General features: G+C 53.7%; 20 protein-coding genes. 1 reads left to right on the forward strand and 19 read right to left on the reverse strand.

Features of this window, described 5'->3' with window-relative positions; all coding sequences use genetic code 11:
- Positions 1–94: 94 nt before the first annotated feature.
- The 19 genes from ACJJI4_RS20620 to rpmH form a co-directional block, all read right to left on the reverse strand.
- Complete coding sequence (locus ACJJI4_RS20620) at positions 95–2236, reverse strand: hypothetical protein (RefSeq protein ID WP_444926316.1); 2142 nt, start codon at positions 2234–2236, stop codon at positions 95–97.
- A gap of 108 nt (positions 2237–2344) precedes the next feature.
- Entirely contained in the window at positions 2345–2764 is a 420-nt protein-coding gene (locus tag ACJJI4_RS20625) for a F0F1 ATP synthase subunit epsilon (protein WP_108735087.1), read from the reverse strand.
- An 18-nt stretch (positions 2765–2782) separates the two neighbouring features.
- Positions 2783–4186 (reverse strand): F0F1 ATP synthase subunit beta, encoded by a 1404-nt coding sequence (atpD, locus tag ACJJI4_RS20630; protein ID WP_282930574.1) that lies wholly within the window; start codon positions 4184–4186, stop codon positions 2783–2785.
- Positions 4187–4239: 53 nt separating this feature from the next.
- Positions 4240–5100, reverse strand: coding sequence for a F0F1 ATP synthase subunit gamma (gene atpG, locus ACJJI4_RS20635; protein ID WP_444895613.1), 861 nt, complete (start codon positions 5098–5100; stop codon positions 4240–4242).
- Between the two features lie 77 nt (positions 5101–5177).
- Positions 5178–6722, reverse strand: coding sequence for a F0F1 ATP synthase subunit alpha (gene atpA / locus ACJJI4_RS20640; RefSeq protein WP_108735090.1), 1545 nt, complete (start codon positions 6720–6722; stop codon positions 5178–5180).
- A 48-nt stretch (positions 6723–6770) separates the two neighbouring features.
- Positions 6771–7307 carry a F0F1 ATP synthase subunit delta gene (locus ACJJI4_RS20645; protein WP_108735091.1) on the reverse strand — a complete coding sequence of 179 codons (537 nt, stop codon included), beginning with the start codon at positions 7305–7307 and terminating at the stop codon, positions 6771–6773.
- A 12-nt stretch (positions 7308–7319) separates the two neighbouring features.
- A complete protein-coding gene (locus ACJJI4_RS20650) occupies positions 7320–7790 on the reverse strand; it encodes a F0F1 ATP synthase subunit B (RefSeq protein ID WP_282930571.1) in 471 nt (156 codons plus the stop codon).
- Between the two features lie 52 nt (positions 7791–7842).
- On the reverse strand, positions 7843–8088 hold the full coding sequence (atpE, locus tag ACJJI4_RS20655; protein WP_020413895.1) for a F0F1 ATP synthase subunit C: 246 nt from the start codon (positions 8086–8088) through the stop codon (positions 7843–7845).
- Between the two features lie 59 nt (positions 8089–8147).
- A complete protein-coding gene (atpB, locus tag ACJJI4_RS20660; RefSeq protein ID WP_444892422.1) occupies positions 8148–9074 on the reverse strand; it encodes a F0F1 ATP synthase subunit A in 927 nt (308 codons plus the stop codon).
- 49 nt (positions 9075–9123) lie between these two features.
- Positions 9124–9486 (reverse strand): ATP synthase subunit I, encoded by a 363-nt coding sequence (locus tag ACJJI4_RS20665; protein ID WP_282930569.1) that lies wholly within the window; start codon positions 9484–9486, stop codon positions 9124–9126.
- A 202-nt stretch (positions 9487–9688) separates the two neighbouring features.
- Positions 9689–10591, reverse strand: coding sequence for a ParB/RepB/Spo0J family partition protein (locus ACJJI4_RS20670; RefSeq protein WP_282930568.1), 903 nt, complete (start codon positions 10589–10591; stop codon positions 9689–9691).
- Between the two features lie 12 nt (positions 10592–10603).
- Complete coding sequence (locus ACJJI4_RS20675) at positions 10604–11413, reverse strand: ParA family protein (protein WP_444926317.1); 810 nt, start codon at positions 11411–11413, stop codon at positions 10604–10606.
- Between the two features lie 126 nt (positions 11414–11539).
- Entirely contained in the window at positions 11540–12169 is a 630-nt protein-coding gene (gene rsmG, locus ACJJI4_RS20680; RefSeq protein ID WP_252083956.1) for a 16S rRNA (guanine(527)-N(7))-methyltransferase RsmG, read from the reverse strand.
- A gap of 85 nt (positions 12170–12254) precedes the next feature.
- The gene (gene mnmG / locus ACJJI4_RS20685) at positions 12255–14144 is read right to left on the reverse strand and encodes a tRNA uridine-5-carboxymethylaminomethyl(34) synthesis enzyme MnmG (protein WP_444926318.1); all 1890 of its coding nucleotides are present in this window, start codon (positions 14142–14144) and stop codon (positions 12255–12257) included.
- Positions 14145–15010: 866 nt separating this feature from the next.
- Positions 15011–16387 carry a tRNA uridine-5-carboxymethylaminomethyl(34) synthesis GTPase MnmE gene (gene mnmE, locus ACJJI4_RS20690; RefSeq protein ID WP_444895607.1) on the reverse strand — a complete coding sequence of 459 codons (1377 nt, stop codon included), beginning with the start codon at positions 16385–16387 and terminating at the stop codon, positions 15011–15013.
- Between the two features lie 79 nt (positions 16388–16466).
- On the reverse strand, positions 16467–18137 hold the full coding sequence (yidC, locus tag ACJJI4_RS20695) for a membrane protein insertase YidC (RefSeq protein WP_444895606.1): 1671 nt from the start codon (positions 18135–18137) through the stop codon (positions 16467–16469).
- An 8-nt stretch (positions 18138–18145) separates the two neighbouring features.
- The gene (gene yidD / locus ACJJI4_RS20700; RefSeq protein ID WP_108735100.1) at positions 18146–18379 is read right to left on the reverse strand and encodes a membrane protein insertion efficiency factor YidD; all 234 of its coding nucleotides are present in this window, start codon (positions 18377–18379) and stop codon (positions 18146–18148) included.
- Positions 18376–18762 (reverse strand): ribonuclease P protein component, encoded by a 387-nt coding sequence (gene rnpA, locus ACJJI4_RS20705; protein ID WP_413663877.1) that lies wholly within the window; start codon positions 18760–18762, stop codon positions 18376–18378. Before rnpA ends, yidD begins: the two co-directional genes overlap by 4 nt.
- 29 nt (positions 18763–18791) lie before the next feature.
- Positions 18792–18926 (reverse strand): 50S ribosomal protein L34, encoded by a 135-nt coding sequence (gene rpmH / locus ACJJI4_RS20710; protein ID WP_020413885.1) that lies wholly within the window; start codon positions 18924–18926, stop codon positions 18792–18794.
- A 511-nt stretch (positions 18927–19437) separates the two neighbouring features.
- On the opposite strand from rpmH, the gene dnaA reads away from it, so the two are divergent.
- Entirely contained in the window at positions 19438–21069 is a 1632-nt protein-coding gene (gene dnaA, locus ACJJI4_RS20715; protein WP_444895605.1) for a chromosomal replication initiator protein DnaA, read from the forward strand.
- Positions 21070–21091 lie beyond the last annotated feature (22 nt).

The raw sequence follows: 21091 nt of genomic DNA on the forward strand, positions 1-21091 counted from the left end.
ATTTATTCAACAGTTTGAATTAGATGAATGGTAGTGAGTTTTCTAATTCATACAATTAGGTATCGGTTTTTACAGCCGATACCTAATTGAGATATTACTGTGATACAATCAAATACTGTTTTGATTCAACATCAAAAACAGCAACGCCTCGATTTGGCATAGAGATATATAGAACATTTTTAGCTTGATCTACTGCTGGAGTAAGCAGCATATCCTCCCACTCTTGTTGTATGGCACTTAAAAGCAGGATTCTATTTCCAGTTTCCCTATCTATAGCCAAAAGTTCCATGTTAACTGGTTCATCATCGCTGTCTGTGTGATTGTAATCTTCTACATATACTAGATTACCTTCACTGCTATACGCCAAATCCCCTAATTCATGGACACTTTCTCCAGCACCAATTTCATTACTTGATATGATTTTTGTTATTTCACTTTCCAGATTAAACTCGACAACTTTCCCATGAATATCTGAAATGTATATTTCTGTGGATTCTGCATTTATTGAGATATGGTTTGGATACCAGAACTCCATATCGGGGAAAGAATTGATTTCAGTTCGATCTCCAGACTGTAAGTCTATCGATATCAGTGAGCTACTAGAAATAGCAAGTATTCTATCTCGAGTAGTATCTATAGATAGTCCTGTAAGGCCGTTAAAATTCTCTCCAATACCGACACCAGGACCAGATATAACCAATCTTTCCCCTGTTTCTGGATCTACTTTAATTATACTTTGAGAATTTATTTCTTGTACGTAGATATTTCCGTTTCTACTATCTACTGCCAAATCTTGAAAGTGACCCTCGGCTAGCCCTTCTCCATTATTTGGACCAGATATAGTCTCCCGATCACCGGTTTGTGGATCTATCGCTATTACTTGGTGAATATCATCATATTCATATTTAGAGTACCGGGATTCTGCATAGTTATGATTGAGTAGAATAAGTCTTTGATTGTACTCATCATATGTTAGGTCAGAATTTGTCGAGAGTAGGGGACCTTTTCCTCTTATTCTTTTTGATACTAGTGTTCGGCTTCCATTTTCCTTATTTACCAATAGAATATGCCCTGTTGAGCATGCGCTAATTAGAATTGAATCACCCTTATCAATGATACTATTTTTCGCTTCATCAAAATTGAGGTTCTCATCGCCGATGTCTAATTCTGACGACACTAGCTTTCGATCACCACTAATTAGGTCGATCTCAATCAATCTGCTGTGGGTATCAGTGGCATAGGCTAAGTTGACTTCCAAATCAATCGTTAAGCCAGTCAAGTTTTGTAGAGACTCTCCCGAGCCTACACTCACTCCTGATAATTCGGTTGCCTGCCAAGTAGCAGGATTTAACTCTAGTAATCCATCCTCACTTACAACAAAAAATCGTCCGTCGACAATTTCGAAACCTTGATTGAAATAGCCTACTGAATTTCCGTCTTCATAATTAAATGAGGATATTTTTTCACGGTCCCCGGTGATAGGGTCTACTTTTATTAAATAGCTCGGAAAATAATTTTGCACATAGATATCACCAGAACTGATATCAATAGAAATTTGTGGTCTTCTCCCAAATGACAGTGAATCATCCCCTGACTCGGAAATGATATTTAAGCTATTAAATTCACGATCGATAGAAATTAGCTGGTCATTTTGGATTATTAAGAAATTACCCGTAGTGTGGTCAAATTCGGCTCCGACCACATCGGAGAACTCTGAGGAAATATAATCTTCCTGCATGCTTTCCAGATTTAATACCCTAGTAGGGTTAAAGGCGTACGCTAGATTTCTATCGCTATCAAATGCCAACGGACCGCAAAATCTGTAGCTATTAAATCCGTCATAGCTATTAACACTCACTGAGGCAGCATCTGGGGAGGTATTCCCATTAATATCTGTTACCTCAATGTTAATGCTAGTCGTAGTGCCTTCCTCAAGCGTTATTTCTGCCTGCCAGGTTGCAAAATCATCATCCGATGTTGCGTCAATTCCATTTACAGATACCCTGGCAACACCAACATTATCATTTGCGCTACCACGCACAACCAGCTGCTCTTTATCACTCCATAGCCCGTCGCTAGCGGGAAAGATAATACTTGCGCTTGGGTATTCACTATCGGTTTCCTCTTTCGGTATCGAAGAGTCATTGCCGCCTGAAGAAGAACCCCCTCCGCATCCAACCATTAAGTACATCAGGAAGGTTATTAATAAGTAGTTTCTAATAGAGGTTTTCAACATAAATGCTCTTTATCGTAGAGGAGTCACTCGAAAAAATAGATAAAAAAAAAGCAGCCGAAGCTGCTTTTTGTCGCCTGGAAACAGGCCTTACGAGAAGGTAAGAACTGTTTACTTACCGGCCGCCTTGCGGATTGCCTGCAGGGTACGCAGACGCGCTTCGGCTTCGGCCAGCTGGGCTGAGATGCGCGCGTAGTCGACTTCGGACGGCGCCTTGTGCAGGGCGTGTTCCGCTTCTTCACGGGCCTTCTGCGCGGCGTCTTCATCGATCTCACGTTCGGCTACATCGGCGAGGATAGTCACCATATTAGGTTGTACCTCGGCGTAGCCACCGCTGACGAACAGTACTTCCTCTTCACCACCGGGCTTGATGATGCGCACCGGACCGGCTTTCAGAGCGGTGAGCAACTGAGCGTGACCGTAGGAGAGACCCAGCTCACCTTCGATACCACTCACAATCACCATCTCTACCAGCCCGGAGAAGAGAGACTGCTCGGCGCTGACAATGTCACAATGTACTGTCATGGCCATAGTATATGCCTCTCTCGATTAGCCCTTGGCTTTGTTGGCTTTTTCCACAGCTTCGTCGATGGTTCCCACCATGTAGAAGGCCTGTTCCGGCATGTGGTCATATTCACCGTTCAGGATGCCCTGGAAGCCACGGATGGTTTCTTTCAGGGAAACGTATTTACCTGGTGCACCGGTGAAGATTTCCGCAACGTGGAACGGCTGGGACAGGAAGCGTTCGATCTTACGCGCGCGGGCTACGGTCTGCTTGTCTTCTTCAGACAGCTCGTCCATACCCAGGATCGCGATGATGTCCTTCAGCTCTTTGTAGCGCTGCAGTACAGACTGTACGCCGCGAGCCACTTCGTAGTGCTCCTGACCGATTACCTGTGGGTCCAGCTGACGAGAGGTGGAGTCCAGCGGGTCAACAGCCGGGTAGATACCTTTAGCGGCGATATCACGGCTCAGTACTACGGTGGAGTCCAAGTGCGCGAAGGTGGTCGCCGGAGATGGGTCAGTCAAGTCATCTGCCGGTACGTATACCGCCTGGATAGAGGTGATAGAGCCAGTCTTGGTGGAGGTAATACGCTCCTGCAGAACGCCCATCTCTTCCGCCAGGGTCGGCTGGTAACCTACCGCAGAAGGCATACGGCCTAGCAGTGCGGATACTTCGGTACCGGCCAGGGTGTAGCGGTAGATGTTGTCGACGAACAACAGTACGTCTTTGCCTTCATCACGGAATTTCTCCGCCATGGTCAGGCCGGTCAGGGCTACGCGCAGACGGTTGCCGGGCGGCTCATTCATCTGGCCGTAAACCATCGCCACTTTGGAGTTGGCTTTGTTTTCCAGGTCAACAACGCCGGATTCAGCCATCTCGTAGTAGAAGTCGTTACCTTCACGGGTACGCTCACCAACACCTGCGAACACGGACAGACCGGAGTGCTCGGTAGCGATGTTGTTGATCAGTTCCATCATGTTTACGGTTTTACCTACACCGGCACCACCGAACAGACCAACCTTACCACCCTTGGCGAACGGGCAAACCAGGTCGATTACCTTGATGCCGGTTTCCAGCAGTTCGGTAGAGCTGGACTGCTCTTCGTAGGTCGGTGCAGCGCGGTGGATAGAGGAGCGCTCTTTCTCACCGATAGGGCCACACTCGTCAATCGGGTTGCCCAGCACGTCCATGATGCGACCGAGGGTTTCCAGGCCAACCGGTACAGAAACCGGAGCGCCGGTATTGCGCACGGACAGACCGCGGCTGACACCTTCGGATGAACCCATGGCAATAGCGCGTACCACGCCGTCACCCAACTGCTGCTGCACTTCCATGGTGAGGTTCTTGTCCTCAACCACCAGTGCGTCGTATACATTCGGAACAGAATCGCGTGGGAATTCCACGTCGATGACCGCTCCGATCACTTGCACAATTTGCCCGTTACTCATTTCCGGATCCTCAGCTTTAAATTCTTTCTAGGCTGACCATTACTGGCAGCGGATTAAACCGCCGCCGCACCGCCGACAATTTCGGACAGTTCCTGGGTAATGGCCGCCTGGCGCGCCTTGTTGTAGACAAGCTGCAACTGATCGATCAGCTCACCGGCGTTATCGGTGGCGCTCTTCATCGCGATCATACGCGCTGCCTGTTCACAGGCTTTGTTTTCAACTACTGCCTGGTATACCTGGGACTCGATGTAGCGAGCCAGCAATCCATCCAGCAATTCAACCGGATCCGGCTCGTAGAGGTAGTCCCACTCGTGCATGAGTTTTTCATCTTCGTCCTTCGGCAGCGGCAGCAATTGCTCAACCTGCGGCTTCTGGGACATGGTGTTGATAAACTCATTGGATACCAGGAACAGGCGATCGATATCGCCTTCTGCGTAACGGTCCAGCATTACCTTAACTGAGCCAATCAGCTGGTTGGCCTGGGGCGCATCGCCCAGATCGCGTACCGCTGCGACAACCTTGCTGCCGATGGCATTAAAGAAACTGGCCGCCTTGTTACCTACCGCGCAGACTTCGACGTCGACACCCTGCTCGGACCACGCCTGCATCTCGCGAATAGCGGCTTTGAACATATTGACGTTCAAGCCACCACAGAGTCCGCGGTCAGTGGATACCAGGATAAAACCGACCCGCTTGGCCTCGCGCTCTTGCAGGTAAATATGCTGGTACTCGGCCGAAGCGTTGGCGACGTGGCCGATCACTGCGCGTATGCGCTGGGCGTAGGGACGCCCCAGTGCCATGCGATCCTGAGCCCTGCGCATCTTACTGGCTGCAACCATTTCCATTGCGGCAGTAATTTTCTGCGTACTCTTGATGCTGGCAATTTTTGTGCGTACTTCTTTTCCGCCTGCCATAGTGATTTACCTTGTTCGCTGGAAGTTAGATTCCGAAAGAGCGGACACGCCGCTCTCTCGCGCTCTCCAGGGAGTTCTTACCAGCTGCTAGTAGCGACGAACTTCTCGATAGCGGCTTTGAAAGCTGCGTCGATTTCGTCGTTGTAGTTACCAGTGCTGTTCACTTTCTCCATCAGCTCTGCGTGTTCGCTGTTCATGTAAGCGAGCAGGGCGGCTTCGAAATCGAGAACCTTGGCAACTTCTACTTCTTTCAGGTAACCCTTGTCGGCCGCGTAAACGGAAACAGCCATGTCCGCGATAGACAGCGGAGAGTACTGTTTCTGCTTCATCAGCTCGGTTACGCGCTCACCGTGATCCAGCTGGGCTTTGGTAGCTTCGTCCAGGTCAGAGGCAAACTGGGAGAATGCCGCCAGTTCGCGGTACTGAGCCAGAGCGGTACGGATACCACCGGACAGCTTCTTGATCACCTTGGTCTGCGCTGCACCACCTACACGGGATACAGAGATACCCGGGTTGATCGCTGGGCGGATACCGGAGTTGAACAGATCGGTCTCGAGGAAGATCTGGCCGTCGGTAATGGAAATCACGTTGGTCGGTACGAACGCAGATACGTCACCGGCCTGGGTTTCGATGATCGGCAGGGCGGTCAGAGAGCCGGTCTTGCCTTTCACTTCACCGTTGGTGAACTTCTCTACGTAGTCGGCGTTTACACGCGCGGCACGCTCCAGCAGACGGGAGTGCAAGTAGAAAACGTCACCGGGGTAGGCTTCACGTCCAGGCGGACGCTTCAGCAACAGGGAGATCTGACGGTAGGCCCAAGCCTGCTTGGTCAGGTCATCGTATACGATCAGGGCGTCTTCACCGCGGTCGCGGAAGTACTCACCCATGGTACAGCCGACGTAGGGAGCCAGGAACTGCATCGCTGCCGGATCGGCGGCGCCAGCGGCTACTACGATGGTGTGATCCATAGCGCCGTGCTCTTCGAGCTTGCGCACTACGTTGGCAATAGAGGACTGCTTCTGGCCCACGGCAACGTAGACACACTTAACGCCGGTGCCTTTCTGGTTGATGATGGCGTCGATCGCCACAGCAGTCTTACCGATCTGACGGTCACCGATGATCAGCTCACGCTGGCCACGGCCAATCGGGATCATGGTATCAACCGCTTTCAAACCGGTTTGTACAGGCTGGTCAACGGACTGACGGGCAATAACGCCAGGCGCTACTTTTTCTACCGCGTCGGTCAGCTTGTTGTTCAGCGGGCCTTTGCCGTCGATCGGGTTACCCAACGCGTCTACAACGCGTCCAAGCAGTTCCGGGCCAACGGGGGTTTCCAGGATACGGCCGGTACAACGGCACTTCTGGCCTTCAGCCAGCGCCTTGTAGTCGCCCAGGATTACAGCACCAACGGAGTCGCGCTCCAGGTTCAGCGCCATACCGTAAACGCCGCCTTCGAACTCGATCATCTCACCGTACATCACATCGGCCAGGCCGTGGATGCGGATGATGCCGTCGGATACGGAAACAATGGTGCCCTCATTTTGGGCTTCAGTGCTCACATCGAGATTTTCGATGCGGCTCTTGATGATTTCACTGATCTCAGAGGGATTCAGTTGCTGCATGCTCTGTTCCTCAAGTCCCCGCCGGCTAACACCAACGGGGAGAGTAATTTAGGAGTTCATCGCCTCGGCGAGCTTGGCCAGACGGCCGCGTACGGTACCGTCGATGACTGTATCACCGGCGCGGATGATCGCGCCGCCCAGCAGGCTCTCGTCCACCGAGCTGTGCAGATGTATTTCGCGTTCAAACTTCGCGCTGAGCTTTTGGCCCAGTGCTTGCGCCTGTGCATCGCTCAAGGCGTGCGCGGAAACAACTTCCACCTCGAGGGTGGCTTCCGCTTGCGCTTTCAGCTCTTCGAACAGTTCGGAAATTTCCGGCAGCAGCTGCAGGCGGTTGTTTTCCGCCAGCAACCGGATGAAGTTCCTTCCGTGCTCGCCGAGTTCGTCTGAACAGATCGACAGGAATTTATCTGCGCGCTCTTCACTGGTGAGCTGGGGATTATCCAGCAGCTCACGCACTTTTTCGTTCTGGCTGACCGCTGCCGCAGTGCTCAGCGCAGTGCTCCAACCACCTAAGTGGGAGGCTTCCTGCGCATAAGAGAATGCAGCTTTAGCGTAGGGCCGGGCCAGTGTGCTGAGTTCCGCCATTGGGTTCCTCGCTTACAGCTCGGCTGCCAGTTTATCGATCAGGTCGTCGTGCGCCTTAGCGTCGATATTGACCGCGAGAATCTTCTCCGCACCCAGGACAGACAGGTCTGCCACACGGCTGCGCAGTTGCTCTTTAGCGCGATTCACTTCCTGGTCGATCTCAGCTTTGGCCGCAGTTTTCAGGCGATCGCCTTCAGACTGAGCCGCTTGCTTGGCTTCATCGAGAATCTGGTTGGCGCGCTTGTTGGCACCATCAATGATCTCGTTAGCCTGATCTTTGGCTTCCTTCAACTGCTCGGCAGCTTTGCGCTTGGCCAGTTCCAAATCTTTCTGTGCGTGTTCGGCGTCAGCGAGACCATCTGCGATCTTCTGCTCACGCTCTTTCATCACGCCCAAAAGCGGCGGCCAAACAAACTTCCAGCAAAACCAGACGAAAAACAGGAAAGTAATCGACTGGCCGATTAGAGTCAGGTTGATATTCACTCCGACACCTCTTGCTCTTTAAATAGGGTTAAGGGCAATTGGAACGGCGTAATTAAACCAGACCAGGAGCTACGGCGAAGATCAGGTACATAGCGATACCAACACCGATCATCGGAACCGCGTCAAGCAGACCAGCCATCAGGAACATCTTGCCCTGCAGAGCCGGAGCCTGTTCAGGCTGACGAGCGGAACCTTCCAGCAGCTTGCCACCCAGAGTACCGAAACCGATTGCGGTGCCCAGGGCGCCCAGACCGATCAGCAGTGCACTTGCGATGTAAACCAGACCTAATGCTTCCATTGTGTTCTCCAAATCAAAGTTAAAGAGTTGTTGTAAAGGTCGAAAAAAGGGTTAAAAACTTATTGATCGTGCTCGTGCTCATCGTCGCGATGGTGTGCCATCGCCATGTACACGGTGCTCAATACCATAAATACGAACGCCTGCAGCACGATTACCAGTACGTGGAAAATCGCCCAGCCCATGTGCAGGAGGCCCGCACCAATAAAGCCGAGAACACCAACGCCAAACACAATCGCGATCAGGATAAAGATCATTTCACCGGCGTAGAGGTTTCCGAACAGACGCAGGCCCAGGGAGATCGGTTTGGCGATCAGGGATACTGCTTCCAGCAGGAAGTTCACCGGGATCAGCAGGATGTCAAAGAACAACTTGCCGGTATGGAAAGGGTGCAGAGTCAGCTCTTTAAGGAAGCCGATGGCACCTTTTTCGCGAATACTGAAGAAAATCATCAGCGCAAACACCGCCAGGGCCATACCCAGGGTGGCGTTCGGGTCGGTAGTCGGGACCACTTTAAAGAAGAGGTGATCGTTGCCGGAGATCTTGGCGGCAGCCATCGGCAGCCAGTCTACCGGTACCAGGTCCATCAGGTTCATCAGGAACACCCACACAAAGATGGTCAGAGCCATCGGGGCAACCATAGTGTTGCGGTGGGGGAAGGTTTCCTTAACCAGCTTGTCGATAAAGTCGGTAACCAGCTCCACAAAGCTCTGGAAGCCTGTGGGCTTGTCCACACTAGCCTTCTTGGCTGCGCGGGCAAACAGGAAGCAAAAAATCAGACCGAGGCCGATAGACCAGCCCAGGGTATCTACGTGCAGGGCCCAAAAGCCCATATCCGCAGCTTCCTGGGAGGAATGCGCCATAGTCCAAGTAGACTCATTCAGCACAGAGCCATCGGCGCGGGTATACCCGGCCGGCAGCTTGCCGTAAGTCATGTTTTGCAGGTGGTGTTGGATATACCCCGTCGCGGTTTGAGCTTCGCCTGCCATAGTTCCTCAACAATCGTAAAAGTAAGAATTCTTTTTTCTTATCCACCGGCTAGCGGACCATGCGCGCTACCAAAATCCACTGCACGATTACACAGAGGACGTAGCTGATAAAAAGCGCCGCGGCATTCAGTGGTTTGACGGTGGCAAACACCGCTGCAAAACCTGCCATGGTCAATATAAATTTGCCGGTTTCCGCGCGGTAGAAATTGCCTACCACGCGATGGGCCGCGCGCGCACCGCTATCGCGAAAGGCGCGCCTGCCAAAATATGCTCCGGGCAGTGCACACAGGGCACCGCCGATAAATACGGAAAGCGCAGTCACCGGTTTACCGCTCAAGTGCAGTGCCGCACTGGCCACCGATATCAGCAGAAGCTGTACCGCGGCTATTCGTAATACCGGGGGTTTTGTCATAGACGGGATAAGCCGACTTTTTTTGCGCTGTCCGCCCAAAATTTGGGCGTGCGAATTATGCGGCAACAGCATCGCCGATTCAACCGGCAAATGTCGTCAACTTATTTGATTTTCAGGAGGTTTTGCACGGAATTACTCGCCGCAGTGAGTATTTGCCAACAGTTATTGCGCGCGCCACTAGGACGCGCATTTCCCTGTGGCCTCAGTCCTCGGCGTAACCCAGGTGGGCCAGGATTCCATCCAGCTCTTCCAGAGTGGTGTATTTGAGTACCAGGCGGCCATTGCCTTTATCGTTGTGATCGATAGATACGGGCACTCCGACTTTTTCTGCCAGGCGCTCAGTTAGGCGACGGATATTGGGGTCGGGCTTCGGTTTTTCCGGTGCGGGGGCAGCCGGCTGTTGTAAACGGCGCACCAGCGCCTCTGTCTGGCGCACGGTAAGGCTGCGCTCGACCACTTGGCGCGCAGCAGAGCGCTGGGTGGCACCGGATAGACCCAGCAGGGCTTTGGCGTGCCCCAACTCCAGATCGCCACGCTCCAGGAAAGTCCGTACCTCTTCACTGAGACTCAACAGTCGCAAAAGGTTGGTTACTGCGGTACGGGATTTGCCCACCGCATCGGCCACTTCCTGCTGGGTCAGCTTGAACTCATCCTGTAAACGCTTGAGGGCTACAGCTTCCTCTACCGGATTCAGGTCTTCACGCTGGATATTTTCAATCAGCGCCATAGCGATGGCAGCTTCATCGGAAACGCTGCGCACCAGTGCCGGCACTTTCTCCAGTCCCGCCAATTGGGCCGCGCGCCAGCGCCGTTCACCAGCGATGATTTCATAGCTCTGCTCACCGATACCGCGCACGACGATCGGCTGCATAATGCCCTGGGCGCGTATCGAGTCCGCCAGCTCCTGCAAGGATTCCTGTGGAAAATCCCGGCGTGGCTGGTAGCGGCCGCGCTGCAAAAACTCTATCGGCAACTCCTTCAGCTCACCGTCGACCACGGCGGTTTCGGTTTCAGCTTCACCGGTAGCCTCGGCGATCGCGGTGCTGTTTTTATTGCTGATCAGGTGGGATAAACCCCGGCCCAGTCCTTTGCGTTTGGCGGCCATAGTAATTACCCCTTATACGGCTTCCGCCACAGGGCGGCTTTTCTTATTGGAAGATTGATTGGCGGGATGGCGGCGATTGATTTCGCAAGCCAGTGCCAAGTAGGCAATAGCCCCTTTCGAATGGCGGTCGTAATCCAGCGCCGGCTTGCCGAAGCTGGGAGCCTCTGCCAAACGGACATTGCGCGGAATACAGGTTCGATACAGACGATCGCCGAAAAACTCCTGCAACTGCGCCGACACTTCGCTGGTGAGGCTGTTGCGCGGATCGTACATGGTGCGCAAGATACCCTCGATTTTCAGGTCCGGATTGGCGGCCTGCTGGATCTGGGTGATGGTGTCCACCAGTGCTGACAACCCCTCCAGGGCATAGTATTCACACTGCATGGGAATCAATACGCCGTGAGCTGCACAGAGGGCGTTTACCGTCAGCATATTCAACGATGGCGGACAGTCGATAATCACGTAGTCGTAACGATTACTCACCGCAGCCAGGGCGCGGCACAGGCGGGATTCGCGCCCCTCCAGATTCAGCAACTCCACCTCTGCCGCAGACAGGTCACCGTTGCCCGGGATCAAATCAAAACCGCTCTCTGTGGATACAATGGCCTGCTCAACGGGTAATTCAGCGGCCAGCACATCGTAACCGGAAACTTCCAGGTCACTTTTATCCACACCACTGCCCATGGTGGCATTACCCTGGGGGTCCAGGTCGATCAGCAATACGCGCCGCTTGTTGGCAACCAAAGATGCGGCCAGGTTGACGCAGGTAGTGGTCTTGCCAACCCCGCCTTTCTGGTTGGCCACAGCAAATATCTTGCTCAAGATTCTTGTCCTTTGTTGTTTCCGGGTGCGTTTGCCCCGACGCCGGCTCGGCTTCGGGCGGCGGCTGTTGTGCCCCACGATAGGGGAGCAGGATTGGGCGGGCGACAAACCCGCCAAACTATCATCTTATTCTGTGCGACAGAGCTGAATCATATGTCGCTCACCGTCGCAGCCGGGCACCGACAACCGGTGCACCTGCTCGACCTTAATGCCTTTTGGCAGAGCGCTCAACTCATCCTCAGGCAGCTTGCCCTTCATGGCATAAAAACGACCCCTAGGTGCCAACATGTGCTCACTGCCATTGACCATATCTTCGATGGAGGCAAAGGCGCGGGACACCACACCGGCAAAAGGCTGTTCTGGCACAAAGGCTTCTACCCGCTCATTGACTACCGTGATATTGGGCAGGGGCAGGGTGCTGGCGACTTGGAACAGGAAGCGGGTCTTCTTGCCGTTGCTGTCGAGCAGGGTAATGGCGCGCTCCGGATGCACAATTGCCAGAGGAATCCCTGGCAGGCCGCCACCGCTACCCACATCGATCAAAGAGCCTTCGCCACAGAGATTTACCACACTGAGGCTGTCGATAATATGGCGCTCCAGCATCTGCTCCGGGTCGCGTATGGCGGACAGGTTGTAGGCACTGTTCCAGCGGGCAAAAAGCGCCAGGTATTCCAGTAGCTGATCCTGCTGCCGGTCACTGAGTACCACCGACATCTGTGCCGCCGCCTCTAACAGGCGCGGACGAAACTGTTCCATTGAGTGAGAAATGGGTCTATCCCCCAGTAGTCCCGCGAAATTCAAACCCCGCAGGGCCTCGCGGGATACCCTGTGGAAAACCGATTTATACCGCTTTTTTGCGCTTTAGCAGCCCGCGCTTTTTCAACTGGATCAACAGCAGGGATATGGATGCGGGCGTCACGCCCGGTATTCGCGAGGCCCGCGCCAGGGTATCTGGGCGGGTCTCTCCCAGCTTTTGCTTAACCTCATTGGACAGACCAGAAATATCGCTGTAGTCGAAGTCCGCCGGGATCGGGGTATCTTCGTAGGCCTGCAAACGCTCAATTTCCTCGCGCTGGCGATCGATATAACCGGCGTACTTGGCCGAAATTTCCACCTGTTCGGCAACCTGCTCGTCGGTTACCGCTTCCCCTTTGAGGCCTGCCACATCCTGATAGCCCAGTTCCGGACGGCGCAGCAGGTCCATCAGGCTGTATTCCCGCGCCAATGGCTGCGGCAGTTTGGTTTCTACAGAGGCGGCCTGGGGCGTCTTTGGGTGCACCCAGGTATCTTGTAGTCGCTGGGTCTCCCGGGCGATCGCCTCGCGCTTTTCACTGAACGCTGCCCAGCGGGTATCGTCGACCAGGCCCAATTCGCGACCTTTTTCGGTCAGGCGCAGGTCAGCATTGTCCTCACGGAGCAGCAAGCGATATTCCGCGCGGCTGGTAAACATGCGGTAGGGCTCTTTAGTGCCGCTGGTGATCAAATCATCCACAAGCACGCCCAGGTAGGCTTCATCCCGACGCGGGGCCCAGGCTTCGCGCTCCTGGGCCTGTAGGGCGGCATTGGCGCCAGCCAGGAGTCCCTGGGCAGCCGCTTCCTCGTAGCCGGTGGTGCCATTGATCTGGCCGGCAAAGTAGAGCCCCTGGATAAATTTGGTTTGCAGGGACGGCAAAAGGTCGCGCGGGTCGAAGAAATCGTACTCAATTGCATAGCCAGGGCGGGTGATATGCGCCTTTTCAAAGCCTTTGATGGAGTGCACCAGCTCAATCTGTACATCGAAGGGCAGGCTGGTGGAAATACCATTGGGGTACAGCTCGTTGGTGGTCAACCCTTCAGGCTCGATAAACACCTGGTGGCTATCTTTGTCCGCAAAGCGGTGCACCTTGTCTTCGATGGAGGGACAGTAGCGCGGGCCAATCCCTTCAATCACGCCGGAATACATGGGCGAGCGATCGAGCCCCCCCTGGATAATTTCATGGGTGCGGGCATTGGTGTGGGTAATCCAGCAGCAGACTTGGCGCGGGTGCTGATCGCGGCTGCCCAAATAGGACATCACCGGTGTGGGGCTATCTCCCCACTGTTCCTCCAGCTCGCTGAAATCTACCGAGCGGGCATCAATACGGGGAGGGGTGCCAGTTTTGAGGCGATCGACGCGGAAAGGCAGTTCGCGCAGACGATCTGCAAGGGCAATCGAGGGCGGGTCTCCAGCGCGGCCGCCGGCGTGGTTATCCAAGCCGATATGTATACGCCCACCGAGGAAAGTCCCTGCGGTCAGTACCACTGTCTTGGCGCGAAAGCGCACCCCCGCATTGGTGACAACGCCCACAACCCGTTCACCTTCGACAATCAGGTCATCCGCCGCTTGTTGGAAGATCTCCAGGTTTTCCTGTGCTTCCAGGATTGAACGGATAGCGGCGCGATACAGGGCTCTATCGGCCTGGGCACGAGTTGCCCTTACTGCGGGGCCTTTGCGGGCATTGAGGACCCGGAACTGAATTCCGCCCAGGTCTGTTGCCGTTGCCATAGCGCCACCGAGGGCATCGACTTCCTTCACGAGATGACTCTTGCCGATACCGCCGATCGCCGGGTTGCAGGACATTTGTCCAAGGGTCTCGATATTGTGGGTCAGCAGCAGAGTGGAAGCTCCCATACGTGCCGCTGCCAGTGAGGCTTCGGTACCTGCGTGGCCTCCGCCGATCACGATCACATCATAGGTCTTAGGGAATTCCATAGTGGCTGCTACTGGTTACAACTGGGGGCGCACATTTTATAGGCAGTAGGTATGAGTCAGCAATTGGCTACAAGCATATTCCTGCACTCTAGTTGGTAGACCCTTGTAAAGCTGTAAAAACGGAGACTATCCAGTTCCCTGCATATCGAGCTCTTTCTCTAAGGAAATCATTTTTTTGGACTCTCTTAAGTTTATATAAATGAATAAATGTATTTCTTAGAGAGAGGTTTTTGATTTAGTTGTTTTTATTAGTGCCCGGCAAATCATGTATAAGCAAAAAAAAACCTTATAAATCAATAGGATACATTAATGAAAACATGGGCAATAACCCCTTGGCTGAAGGGGGGGCAACCCCGGTAGATGATTGTGGAAAGCCGGGACAACTTTGCGCGCCTCGTGCTGGCGGGAAAGTTATCATCATAGCATTCGTTGCTTACGCAGGTGTTTATCCCCTTTTTTACTCACACCTGGCAATTTCAGGTTTTAGCTTGTGCGTAGAGGGTGATAAGACTTGGGGGTTAATTGTGCGTAAGAGTGAATATTGTATAAGTCTGTGAGTTTTGTTGCTGTATCTATGTGATTTATAGGTGATTGAAGCAAGTGAAAAGATATCCACGGGAAATCCCCGTGGACATGTATAACTCGATCAGCGCCATATCTTATTTTGCAGAGTTTTTTGCCAGATTTTTTCGCGAATCTATTTAATAAGATCGGGAAAAATTGGGGATTTAATTTACCCGCCCTGAAAGTCGGGGTTAAGCCTGTGTAAAAGAAGTGAGAAATATGTTGGGAAGCTGGAAGGAGAGAAGCGAGGGAGGATAAAGTAGCCTCCCCCTTGGGATAACTTGGAAGTTGGGATGGAGCGTTTACTTACCGATACAAAAACTGCCGAAGATCTTGCCGAGTAATTCATCGGCACTGACGGTGCCTGTAATTTCTCCCAGAGCCTGCTGGGCTTGGCGTAAGTCTTCGGCGAGCAGTTCGCCTGCACCGCTAGTGTGAAGTTGCCGCTGGCCCTGATGTATAAAAGCTTGTGCCCGGCCCAGTGCGTCCAGGTGTCGGCGCCTGGCACTGAATGTTCCCTCTCCAGCGCCGCTGAAACCAATACTCTGTTTTAAATGCTCTTTTAACGCATCGAGCCCGGCACCTGTTTTTGCACTGATGGCAATCACTGGCACGCCTTCAGTATGTGCCTGAAGTCCAGCGCTGTAGTCGGTGAGGTCAATCTTATTCAGTACTAATGTTAGTTTATCGAGATCTCTCAGCTGACTGGTAAATTCTGGCCAAACTTGTGTGGGATCCAGGGAGTGGAGCTGCTCTGCATCCATGACTAGAAGTACCCTATCTGCGCCGTGGATTTCCTCCCAGGCGCGTTCGATACCAATTTGCTCGACTCTATCCGGGGCATCCCTTAATCCCGCAGTATCGGCAAACTGGAGGGGCATACCGTCGATATGAATATGTTCGCGCAGGATATCCCGAGTGGTACCGGCGATATCGGTGACAATAGCGGCGTCGTGTCCGGCCAGTGTGTTGAGCAGGCTGGATTTCCCTGCATTGGGGCGTCCTGCGATAGCAACTCGCATTCCCTCGCGCATTATCGCGCCCTGACGCGCCTGGGTTTCCACACCCACCATTTGTGCCAGTAGGGTTTCTATATCAGCTGCCACTTTGCCATCGGCGAGGAAGTCGATTTCCTCTTCGGGGAAATCAATGGCGGCCTCCACGTAGATACGCAAGTGGGTAAGGTTTTCCACTAGGTCTTCGATTTTCTCGGAAAACGCGCCCTGCAGTGAACGCATGGCATTACGCGCTGCCTGGGCACTGCCGGCGTCGATTAAATCGGCGATCGCTTCGGCCTGAGTTAAATCCATTTTGTCGTTGAGGAAAGCCCTCTCGGAAAATTCTCCGGGTCGGGCTTGTCGAGCGCCCAACTCGATAGTTGCTTGAAGTAACTGATCGAGAATCACTGGGCCGCCGTGTCCCTGGAGTTCCACCACATCCTCCCCGGTAAAGGAGTTGGGACCGGGGAAAAAGAGTGCCAATCCCTGATCGATTAACTGCTCTTTGTGGGTAAAGTTCCGGTAGTGGGCAGAGCGGGGCTGGAGGGATTTTTCCCCGCAGATTTGTTGGGCAATTTGCAGGGCTCTTGCGCCCGACAGTCGGATAACGCCGATGCCGCCGCGCCCGGGCGCGGTGGCAACAGCGGCAATAGTGTCGCGATTGAGGCTTTCTTGTGTCATCGGCTGAGTTTACTCGACAGAACGGAAAAGGGCCGCATTAGCGGCCCTTGTTTATTGTGTTGCTGCAGATCGGTACTGGTTAGTACTTACCGGCATCCACCTGTTTATTGATATACCAGGTTTGCGCAATGGTAATCAGGTTGTTGGCGATCCAGTACAGAACCAGACCCGCTGGGAACCACAGGAAGAATACAGTCATCATTACCGGCATCAGCTGCATGATGCGGGCTTGGGTTGGATCAGTCGGCGCCGGGTTCAGCTTTTGCATAAACCACATTGACAGGCCCATCAATACCGGCAGGATAAAGTAGGGGTCCTTCGCCGACAGATCGTGAATCCAGAAAATCCAGGGCGCGTGGCGCAGCTCAACGGTTTCGGTGAGCATCCAGTAGAGCGCGATAAATACCGGCATCTGCAACAGGATCGGCAGGCAGCCACCCATCGGATTGATCTTCTCGCGGCGGTAGAGCTTCATGGTCTCTTCCGCCAGCTTTTGCCGGTTATCCTTGTACTGTTCCTGCAGCTTTTTCATCTGCGGCGCAAACTTGCGCATACGCGCCATGGACTTGGTGCCAGCGGCGGACAGAGGCAGAAGCAGCGTCTTGATAAATACGGTGAGCAGGATGATCGCCCAGCCCCAGTTGCTGACAATATGCTCCTGGATAAAGTGCAGGACACCGAACAGCGGTTTTGCGATCCACCAGAGCCAGCCGTAGTCGACGGTCAGGTCGAGGCCGGGGGAGATTTCTTCCAAACGGTAAACATCTTTCGGGCCAGCGTAGAAAGAAGCGCTCAGCTCGCCTTGGGTGGCAGCGGGGATTTGCACTTGAGGTGCGGTAAAGCCCATGCGGAAGAGGCCGTTGGATAGCTCCTTCAATTCAAAGGTATTGCGCTCGTCCTGGGGGGGAATCCAGGCACTGATAAAGTAGTGCTGAACCATAGCTACCCAACCACCTTCGATGGTTTCGCGGGTGGGGCTTTCAGCAATCTCCTCGAAGTCCTGCTTGAAGTAGTTCTTTTCGTTGGTGCGGATGGCGGCGCCGAGGAAAGGCGACATGCCGAAACCGGTGTCGGTTGCGGGTTCACTGGCATCGCGCTTAATCTGACCAAACATGGCCGCGGACCAGGGCTTGTCACTGGTGTTATCCACCAGGTAGGCCACTTGGATCAGGTAGTCTCCACGCTTGAAGGTGAAGCGCTTGGTGATATTAGCGCCTTCCTGTTGCAGAGTCAGGTCTACTATCAGGGTATCGTCGCCCTCAACCATCGCATATTCGGTTTTTGCCACCTTGAAAACCGGGCGGCCAGCGGCGCTGTCGGTCCCGTTTTTACCGATAAGGCCACTTTGGGCAATATAGGTATGGTTGCGGGTCTGGTTTAACAGGATCAAGGGTTGGTCCGGGGTATCCAACTTCTCTTGTTGTTTGCGCAGCGCCACTTTGACAATATCGCCGCCACGAGGATTGATGAGCAGATCAAAAACGTCGGTGGTGACACTGATCAGCTTGCTCTCGATACTGCTGCCTTCATCGGATGCGGGCACCTGGGAGCGAAGTTGGGGAACATCACTGTCGCCGGTGCTCGGGGGTGTTTCGGCGGGTATTTGGCTTACAGTGTCGCCGCCTGTTTGCACGACAGTTTCGCGGTCGAGTTCAGGAGTGTGTTGCTCTTGAAATGCGTTCCACTGGAAGATAAGTGCCAGGAGAACCGCGAGAATTCCGCCGAGCAGCGTATAGCGTTGCCAATCCATCTTATTACCTAGAGCGTGTTCTTGTGTCTGGTAGGGGGAACCGGGTCCAATCCACCAGGGTGCCAGGGGTGGCATTTTATAAGGCGGCGCAGAGTTAAATAACCCCCTTTTATCGCTCCATGAGTTTCAATGGCCTCTTCAGAGTACCGGGAGCAGGTGGGGTAGAAGCGACATTGGTTGCCTACCCAGGGGCTGGCCAGGTAGCGGTATACATGAATCAGCTTGATCAGTATCCACTTCATGGTCGGGGTTGCGGCTGTCGAGCCCGCTTGGCCAGTTTACGCCAGAGTTTATTCAGTAGTTTCGCCAACTCGGCCTTATCCAGATCTGCGACCCCAGGGCGCGCGAGCACCACGGCATCCAGCGGCGGCAAATCATATTGCTGCAGGCGGAAGGTTTCCCGGGTTATACGCTTGATTTGATTGCGGTCGGAGGCGTTGCGTACATGCTTTTTAGCAATAACGAGGCCGAGACGCGGGTGTTCCAAGGAGTTGGGACGGGCGAGGATCAACAGATGAGGGTGTGCGGCGCGCACCTGGTTTTCATTGAATACCAAGCGATACTGCGCCGCATTGAGCAGGCGCAGCGTCTTGGCAAATCCGAAGCTGCTGCGCACCTGCTGCATAAAGAGATATCTCTAAAAGGGAAGAGATCTTATGCAGACAGTACTTTGCGGCCTTTAGCGCGACGGCGGGCCAGAATCTTACGGCCGTTTTTGGTTGCCATGCGAGCGCGGAAACCGTGAGTGCGCTTGCGCTTCAAGTTGCTTGGTTGAAATGTGCGTTTCATAGTCTTGCTACCTGAGACTTTGTGTTCAAAATTTCTCGGGACCTTTCCCGGCCGCGGCCTGGACTCCGGTCCGGCACAAAGCCGGTGCAGACGGAGCTACGCGCTGCGAAGGCCGCGGATTGTATAGAAACCCAGCAGTGAAAGCAACGCGCTAATCAGGGAAATTCTTTTTGTTGGTGTGCGAGTTCACTGTAATTTTTTACGCCAACTAAACAAGTCGTTGAGTCATCAGGGGTATCTCTGAATGCCCACTGATTGACCCCAAGATACCCACAGCTTACTGTGGATAACTTTCAGAGGGTTCCCACCTCAATTGTCTAATTGTTGTGCAAATCCTTGATTGTGTGGATCTTTTTGCGCAGTTTTTTCAACAGATGCAGTCTTTCTTGTGGATAACCTAAAGGTGGAAAGGTATACTGCGCCGATCTTATTTGATGGCCCCGGGTGATTCCTAATCCGGCCTTGCCGTCTCTCCTTGGTCTTACCATTTTGGGGTTTTTTGGGGGGTTTCTTGACTGAATCCGTATGGAAGCAGTGCGCGAGCTGTTTACAGGACGAGCTGCCGTCTCAGCAGTTCAATACCTGGATCAGACCGTTGCGCGTCAATCCCGTTAGTGCGGAGGGCGAGTTGCGCCTGATCGCACCGAACCGCTTTGTGCTGGACTGGGTTGGCAATAAATTCCTGAACCGCATTCGCGAGTTGGTGCAACAGTTTGCACCAGGACGCCCTCTGCAAGTGGCGCTCGAGATTACCGCTCGCCGGCCGGCTCGCTTCCAGCGCGGCCATGTAACAAATAATGCCCCTCCGACACCGGTACCGACACCCGTGCCATCGGCACCAGCTCCGCCACCACCTCCGGTGCAGCCGGCAGTGGCACCGCCACCGGTATCTGTGCCGCCTGTTGCCACTGCGCCACCTCCGGTGACTTCACCGCTGGGATCTGGGTTTGGTGCCAGCAGGCCGGTGCCTCATCCCGCTATGGCTGAGGAGGTGACTGCCGAACAGATGACGACAGGCGAACTGGCCCTGACAGATCTGCGACCACCGGCTATGAATGGTATGGCTCGCTCCATACCGGAGCAGCCGGCCAGGCAGGTCGAGGTGGAGGGGGCTATCAAGCACGGCAGCTCACTCAATCGCAACTTTACTTTCAAATCCTTTGTTGAAGGTAAGTCCAACCAGCTGGGCCTCGCTGCGGCACAACAGATTTCTGACAATCCTGGCGGCGCCTACAATCCCCTCTTTATATATGGGGGCGTGGGTCTGGGGAAAACTCACTTGATGCACGCGGTTGGCAACGCGCTGTTGGAGCGCAACCCCAATGCTAAGGTAGTGTATTTGCACTCCGAGCGCTTTGTTGCAGATATGGTGAAAGCGCTACAGCTGAATGCAATCAGCGACTTTAAGCGCTACTACCGGTCTGTTGACGCTCTTCTGATTGATGATATCCAGTTCTTTGCCGGTAAGGAGCGCTCTCAGGAGGAGTTTTTCCATACCTTTAATGCCCTGCTGGAAGGTGGTCAACAGATTATCCTAACCTGTGACCGCTATCCGAAAGAGATCGACGGCTTGGAAGAGCGCTTGAAATCCCGCTTTGGCTGGGGATTAACGGTGGCTGTAGAGCCTCCAGAGCTCGAGACTCGAGTCGCTATTTTGATGAAGAAGGCCGAGCAGGTGGGTGTGGATTTACCTCACGACTCCGCTTTCTTTATTGCGCAGCGTATTCGCTCCAATGTGCGGGAGCTCGAGGGTGCACTGCGCCGCGTAATTGCCAATTCGCAGTTTACCGGTCGCGCTATTGACGATGTCCTTGTGCGCGAAGCACTAAAAGACCTGTTGGCCCTACAGGATCGACTGGTCAGTGTGGATAATATCCAGCGGGTTGTCGCTGAATACTACAAAATTAAGGTGGCGGATTTGCTCTCCAAGCGGCGCAGTCGCTCGGTGGCCCGCCCCCGCCAAGTCGCTATGTCCCTGGCCAAGGAGCTGACCAATCACAGCTTGCCGGAGATCGGCGATGCCTTCGGTGGTCGCGACCACACAACAGTACTGCATGCCTGCCGCAAAATACGTGAGCTGCAGGAGTCCGACGCGGATATTCGCGAGGACGTTAAATTGCTGACACGGTCGCTGACCACTTAATCGAATAACTGACAAAACAAGG

This window comes from Microbulbifer maximicatervae (SeqCode) (assembly GCF_052467305.1).